At 64.9% G+C, this 6000-nt stretch carries 7 protein-coding genes; 5 read left to right on the forward strand and 2 right to left on the reverse strand.

The window, feature by feature from the left end; translation table 11 throughout:
• Positions 1-66: 66 nt before the first annotated feature.
• Both LZ585_RS14795 and LZ585_RS14800 read left to right on the forward strand, forming a co-directional pair.
• Positions 67-687: a hypothetical protein gene (locus LZ585_RS14795; protein WP_234854311.1), complete on the forward strand. Its 621-nt coding sequence runs from the start codon at positions 67-69 to the stop codon at positions 685-687.
• Complete coding sequence (locus tag LZ585_RS14800) at positions 687-1025, forward strand: hypothetical protein (protein WP_234855853.1); 339 nt, start codon at positions 687-689, stop codon at positions 1023-1025. Before LZ585_RS14795 ends, LZ585_RS14800 begins: the two co-directional genes overlap by 1 nt.
• Here the strand turns inward: LZ585_RS14800 and ubiB are convergent.
• Together ubiB and ubiE are read right to left on the reverse strand one after the other, a co-directional pair.
• The gene (gene ubiB, locus LZ585_RS14805) at positions 1022-2560 is read right to left on the reverse strand and encodes a 2-polyprenylphenol 6-hydroxylase (RefSeq protein ID WP_234854312.1); all 1539 of its coding nucleotides are present in this window, start codon (positions 2558-2560) and stop codon (positions 1022-1024) included. The genes LZ585_RS14800 and ubiB overlap by 4 nt on opposite strands.
• Entirely contained in the window at positions 2557-3303 is a 747-nt protein-coding gene (gene ubiE / locus LZ585_RS14810; RefSeq protein WP_234854313.1) for a bifunctional demethylmenaquinone methyltransferase/2-methoxy-6-polyprenyl-1,4-benzoquinol methylase UbiE, read from the reverse strand. The genes ubiB and ubiE overlap by 4 nt, the downstream gene beginning before the upstream one ends.
• A 105-nt stretch (positions 3304-3408) precedes the next feature.
• Between ubiE and mutM the strand changes: the two genes are divergently transcribed.
• From mutM to rpsT, 3 genes are all read left to right on the forward strand, one after another.
• Positions 3409-4254 carry a bifunctional DNA-formamidopyrimidine glycosylase/DNA-(apurinic or apyrimidinic site) lyase gene (gene mutM, locus LZ585_RS14815; protein WP_234854315.1) on the forward strand — a complete coding sequence of 282 codons (846 nt, stop codon included), beginning with the start codon at positions 3409-3411 and terminating at the stop codon, positions 4252-4254.
• Between the two features lie 68 nt (positions 4255-4322).
• On the forward strand, positions 4323-5099 hold the full coding sequence (locus LZ585_RS14820; protein WP_234854317.1) for an enoyl-CoA hydratase: 777 nt from the start codon (positions 4323-4325) through the stop codon (positions 5097-5099).
• 156 nt (positions 5100-5255) lie between these two features.
• A complete protein-coding gene (gene rpsT / locus LZ585_RS14825) occupies positions 5256-5525 on the forward strand; it encodes a 30S ribosomal protein S20 (protein ID WP_234854319.1) in 270 nt (89 codons plus the stop codon).
• Positions 5526-6000 lie beyond the last annotated feature (475 nt).

Raw genomic sequence — 6000 nt, forward strand, 5'->3', positions numbered from 1 at the left:
GCGCCGGGGGGTGGGCTTGTCCTTGGCCCCCGGTGGCGCAACTCTGACCCCGGAATTGGGAGGGATATGATGAGAATAGCCATTGCCGCAGCCCTGTGGCTGGGCCTGTCCGCGCTGTCTGTGGGCCATGTCCTTGCGGGCGAGGCGGGGGATGCCGTCTTTGCCGAGCGCGGCCCCTGGTCGCTGGATGGGCAGGAACTTCGCTGGACCGTCGAAGTCGAAGGCCCCGAGGCCGAGGGCTTTCAGCGCATCGACGACGGCAGCGTGACCCTGGCTCAGGCCATCGATCCGTCGGACCAGCAGCCGATCCTGCAACTGACCCAGAAGACGGACGCGCAGACGCGCCAGATCGGGCCTTTCCCGGTTTCGGGCGGGGATCCGGTGCTGACCTTCTTTCTGGAACAAACCTCCAGCCACATGGCGCGGCTGACCGGCGGCAGCCCCTATTATATCCGCAACCGCATCAAGGAGGCGCTGTTCCAGGGCGGGAAGATCACGCAGTCCGGCGACGGATCCGTGGCGACCTTTACGCCCTTTGCCGGGGATCCGAATGCCGCCCGGATGGGCGGTTTCGAAACGCTGACCCTGACCTTCGTGCTGGATGATCCCAAGCAGCCGATCCGCGAATTGCGCGCCGAGGCCCCGGGCACGCAGCCGGGCTATCTCAACCAGATGGCGCTGCAATGATGGTGCGGCTTATCGCGCTTGCCCTGGCGATGGGCGCGGCCGCTCCCGTTCATGCCCAGGCGGTCAACGATTATCCGACCAATGCGCGGGCCGAATATGTCTTTGCCTGCATGGCCACGAACGGCCAGACCCGCGATATGCTGGACCGCTGTTCCTGCGCCATCGACCAGATTGCCGAGGTGCTGCCCTATGACGGCTATGTCGAGGCCGAAACGGTTCTGCGGATGCAGCAGACGACGGGCGAGCGTGCCGGCATGTTCAAAAGCATGCCGCAACTGACCAATGTGGTCGCAGACCTGAAACGGGCCGAGGCCGAGGCCGAGATCCTCTGCTTCTAGACCAGCACGATTCCTACCGCCGCCCCCGCGCCAAGCGCCAGCACTACTGCCAGCCAGACCGGCGCGCCGCGCTTGACAAGCACCGGCTGGACCAGGCGTGCCTGTTCGGGATGGGCGCGGTCCCACAAGGCCTGTTCAACGATGCGCGGCAGCAGGGGTCCGTATCGCCCGACTGTTTGTGCAACCCGCGCCATGTCGCCCGCAAGCGCCTTGGGCCCGATGTTGGACCGGATGTAATCCGATACCACCGGCTTGGCCGCGTCCCAGATGTTCAGTTGCGGATCAACCGACCGGGCCACGCCTTCCACCACCACCATGGTGCGTTGCAGCAGGATCAGTTGCGTCTGGGTCTGCATCCCGAAGCGTTCCGTCACCTCGAACAAATAGGCCAGCAGGTTCGCCATGGAAATCCGGCTGGCATTGGCGCCGAAGATGGGTTCTCCGACGGCGCGGAGCGCGCGGGCAAAGGCGGCCTCGTCCCGGTCGCGGGGAACGTATCCCGCCTCGAAATGGACGCGGGCCACGCGGCGGTAATCCCGCTGGATGAAGCCGTACAGAATTTCGGCATAGATGCGGCGGGTATATTCGTCGATCTCGCCCATGATGCCGAAGTCATAGGCCAGGACGTCGCCATTGGCCCCGACCTTGAGGTTGCCGTGGTGCATATCGGCATGAAAGAACCCGTCGCGCAGCGCGTGCTGCAGGAACAACTGGATCACCCGCGTGGCGATGCGGCTGACATCGTGCCCCGCCGCCACCAGGGCCGCGCGATCGCCCATCGGCAGCCCCTCTACCCAGTCCGCAGTCAGCACCCGGCGCGATGACAATTCCCAATGCGGAACAGGCAGGGCAAAGCCCGCGTCACCCTTGGTGTTTTCGGCGAATTCCGACGCATTGGCCGCTTCCAGCCGCATATCCTGTTCACCGGTGACGGTGGCTTCGAAATGACGCACCACGTCGCGCGGGCGCAAACGGCGGCTGCCGGGCGACAGGAACTCGATGATGCCAGCGGCGAAATGGAACGCGTCGATGTCGCGGCGAAAGGCGGCGGCGATGCCGGGGCGCAGCACCTTGACCGCCACCTCTCGGCCCGTTTCGCGCACCCGCGCGCGGTGAACCTGGGCAATGGAGGCCGCCGCCACGGGTTCGGAAAATTCGGAAAACAGCTGATCGACCGGCTGGCGCAGGTCGGCCAGGATGATGTCCTTGGCGATGTCCGTGGGAAAGGGCGGCAGGCGGTCTTGCAGCATCCGCAACTGGTTCGCCATCTCGATTCCCACCACATCCGCGCGCGTGGACAGGATTTGGCCGAACTTGATATAGGCGGGGCCAAGCGCGGTGATTGCCCGGGTGATCGGCGGCAGGTCCGGATCGCCCTTGTAGCCCAGCCACCGGAACGGCCAGCCCATCACACGCGCCGCGATACGCAGGCGGGGCGGGGCATCAACCGCGTCCAGGACCGCGCGCATGGCGCCGGTGCGTTCGAATGTAGCGCCGGTGCGGATCAGGCGCAAAAGGTTGTGCGGCCCTCTCAAAGCTTCCAGCCCGAATGCAGCGCGGCAATTCCCATCGACAGGTTGCGATATTGCACGCGGGCAAAGCCCGCGGCCCGGATCATGTCGGCGAATGCGTCCTGGTCGGGGAACTTGCGGATCGATTCGACCAGGTATTGATAGCTGTCGCGATCCCCCGTCACCGCCTGCCCCATGGCCGGAATGACGTTGAAGCTGTAACGGTCATAGGCCCATTGCATCGCGGGGACCGGGATCTGGCTGAACTCCAGCACCATCAGCCGCCCGCCGGGTTTCAGGACGCGGTAAGCCTCGGCCAGGGCGTCGGGGATGCGGGTGACGTTGCGGATGCCGAAGCTGATCGTATAGCGGTCGAAGCTGTTGTCCGCGAACGGCAGCGCCATCGCATCGCCCGTGACCCAAGCCAGCCGGTCGCCCTTTTCCACCGCATCGGCGCGCTTGCGCCCCTCGACCAGCATGGATTCGGTCATGTCGCAGACGGTGACGCGCCCGCCCGGCGCGCGGTCCAGGAAACGGAATGCGACATCACCGGTGCCGCCCGCCACGTCCAGCAGGTGCTGGCCCTCGCGCGGGGCCAGCCAGTCCATCATCGCGTTCTTCCAGACGCGGTGGACGCCCGCGCTCATCAAGTCGTTCATCAGGTCGTAACGGCTGGCGACACTGGAAAAGACTTCGTGGACCATGCTGGCCTTGGCATCCTCGTCCACGGTCTGGAATCCGAAATGGGTCTGCTTCTTGTCGCTCATCCGCTTGCCGATCCGCTGTTTCATCGCCAGATAAGCCCGGCCTGCGCGGCGCACAATGGCCCGGTGCGCTGCGTCGCACCATACAAAACCTCGAAAGGGACCGGATTGCCAGAACTGCCCGAAGTCGAAACCGTCCGCCGCGGCCTGTTGCCGCACCTGGAAGGCCAACGCATCGCGCGGGCCGAAGTTCGCCGCCCCGACCTGCGATGGCCCATGCCGGTCGATCTTGTGCAGGTGCTGACAGGGGCCAGGGTGACGGCGCTGCGGCGGCGGTCGAAATACCTGCTGGCGGATCTGGACCGGGGCGGCACGCTCTTGATGCACCTGGGCATGTCGGGACGGATGCTGGTCCAAGGCGGCAGTCTGGGCGATTTCCACCGCGATCCGGCGATCCTGCCGCGCCACGACCATGTAGTGCTGGTGATGGACGGGGGCACCACCGTCACCTTCAACGACGCACGCCGCTTTGGCATGGTCGATCTGATCCGCGAAGGGGTGTCCCATCCGCTGCTGGATCATCTTGGCCCAGAACCCTTCGACGACGCCTTCACGCCTGCCTATCTGGCCACGGCCTTTGGGGGACGGCGGGTGCCGGTGAAACAGGCGCTGCTGGACCAGCGGACCGTCGCGGGCCTTGGCAACATCTATGTGTCCGAGGCGCTGCACCGCGCGGGCATCGATCCGCGGCGGGCGGCGGGGCGCATCGGGGCCGCGCGGATCGCCGCGCTTGTGGGCCATATCCGCGACGTGCTGACGGACGCCATCGCGGCAGGCGGGTCGTCGCTGCGCGACCATCGGCAGGCCAGCGGGGAACTGGGCTATTTCCAGCACAGCTTCCGCGTTTACGACCGCGAAGGCGCGCCCTGCCCCACCCCCGGTTGCGCGGGCATCATCCGCCGGATCGTGCAGGGGGGGCGGTCCAGCTTTTACTGCCCCCTGTGCCAGCGCTAGCCCGCTTGGCTTTCCGCCGCCGCTTTTGATAGGGTCCGGCGAAACGTTTTTGCAACGGGACGCCGCACATGGCCTATGACACCATCATCGTCGAGATCGAGGACAGCGTTGCCCTGATCCGCCTGAACCGCCCCGAGGCGCTGAACGCGCTGAACACCGCCCTGATCACGGAACTGGGCCAGGCCCTGGCCGAAGCTGATCGCAACGACAAGATCCGCTGCGTGGTGCTGACCGGCAGCGAAAAGGCCTTCGCCGCAGGGGCCGACATCAAGGAAATGTCCACTAAGACCTTTGTGGACGCCTATGACGAGGATCTGTTCGGCGCCAGGATCGACGCCATCACCCGCATCCGCAAGCCGATCATTGCCGCCGTCAGCGGCTATGCCCTGGGCGGAGGCTGCGAATTGGCGATGATCTGCGATTTCATCATCGCCTCCGACACCGCCAAGTTCGGCCAGCCGGAAATCAACCTGGGCGTCATTGCGGGCATCGGCGGCACGCAGCGCCTGACGCGCTTCGTGGGCAAGTCCAAGGCCATGGACATGCACCTGACCGGGCGCTTCATGGACGCGGCCGAGGCCGAACGGTCGGGCCTTGTCAGCCGCGTGGTGCCCACAGCCAAGCTGATCCCCGAAGCCATGGCCGCCGCTCGCAAGATCGCGGAAAAGTCCCAGGTTTCCGTCAAGGCCGCGAAAGAGGCCGTGAACCGCGCCTATGAGACGAGCATGACCGAAGGCATCCTGTTCGAGCGGCGCAACTTCCAGGCGCTGTTCTCGACCGAGGACCAGAAGGAGGGCATGGCGGCCTTTCTGGAAAAGCGCGAACCGCAGTTCCGCGACCGCTGATTTCGGGCTTTCCTTTCGGGCTGTCTTGCCTTATATGCCCCGGCTTACATGCGCGTGGGCCCGCTTAGGCAAGAATCATGACCGCTTTCCCCGGGAAGCGGTGCTTTGGGTCTTTTGCGCACTTGAACCGCTGAAGACCTGAACAGGACAAGACCCATGGCCAATACGCCCCAATCCAAGAAACGCGCCCGCCAGATCGAGCGCCGCACCGATGTGAACAAGGCTCGCCGTTCGCGCATCCGCACCTTTATCCGCAAGGTCGAGGAAGCGATTGCCTCGGGCAATGCCGAAGCGGCAAAGGCAGCCCTCCAAGCGGCCCAGCCCGAACTGATGCGCGGCGTGACCAAGGGCGTGGTCCACAAGAATACTGCATCGCGGAAAATCTCGCGTCTGGCATCGCGCGTGAAGGCGCTTTCGGCAGTCTGATCCTGCCCTGATTTCCGCATCGGTTCCGGTGCGGATTTCCTTGAAATCACGGCCCCGAGGGGCCTAAAACCCCGGCCGGGCGCGGATGCAAATCCGTGCCCGATTTGCGTTTCTGCGCCTGCGAATGTTGCAAAAATAACTACATATCAAGGTGTTCAGGATTCTTTCCTTTCGAGTCAAGGGCCTCGCAGATTCGATTTGGCAAAGCCCCTGTCAAGCAGATAGTTCGGTTGCAGCCTGGGGCGCGCCATTGCTAACCTCATGGGGCGATTCACGTCGCTGTGTTGGGGGACGGGCCGGGCCTTAGGCGAATCCAAAAGGGTCGCGGGCATCGGTCGGGCCAAAAGGCTTCAGGCGCCTTTGTCAGCCCTCGGGTTGTTCTTGCAGACGGCTGCCACCGGCTGCGCGAAACCCGTGTCTTGGATTGGGATTTCGGGCGAAAGCCCCGTCATGTGACCCGTCTTGGGCCGCAGGG

This window comes from Paracoccus everestensis (assembly GCF_021491915.1).
Taxonomy (GTDB): domain Bacteria; phylum Pseudomonadota; class Alphaproteobacteria; order Rhodobacterales; family Rhodobacteraceae; genus Paracoccus; species Paracoccus everestensis.

Excerpts from the sequence above, each read along its gene's own strand:
- rpsT (WP_234854319.1), top strand. The coding sequence starts at position 5,256 with ATGGCCAATACGCCCCAATCCAAGAAACGCGCCCGCCAGATCGAGCGC.
- LZ585_RS14800 (WP_234855853.1), top strand. The coding sequence starts at position 687 with ATGGTGCGGCTTATCGCGCTTGCCCTGGCGATGGGCGCGGCCGCTCCC.
- LZ585_RS14795 (WP_234854311.1), top strand. The coding sequence starts at position 67 with ATGATGAGAATAGCCATTGCCGCAGCCCTGTGGCTGGGCCTGTCCGCG.
- ubiE (WP_234854313.1), bottom strand. The coding sequence starts at position 3,303 with ATGAGCGACAAGAAGCAGACCCATTTCGGATTCCAGACCGTGGACGAG.
- LZ585_RS14820 (WP_234854317.1), top strand. The coding sequence starts at position 4,323 with ATGGCCTATGACACCATCATCGTCGAGATCGAGGACAGCGTTGCCCTG.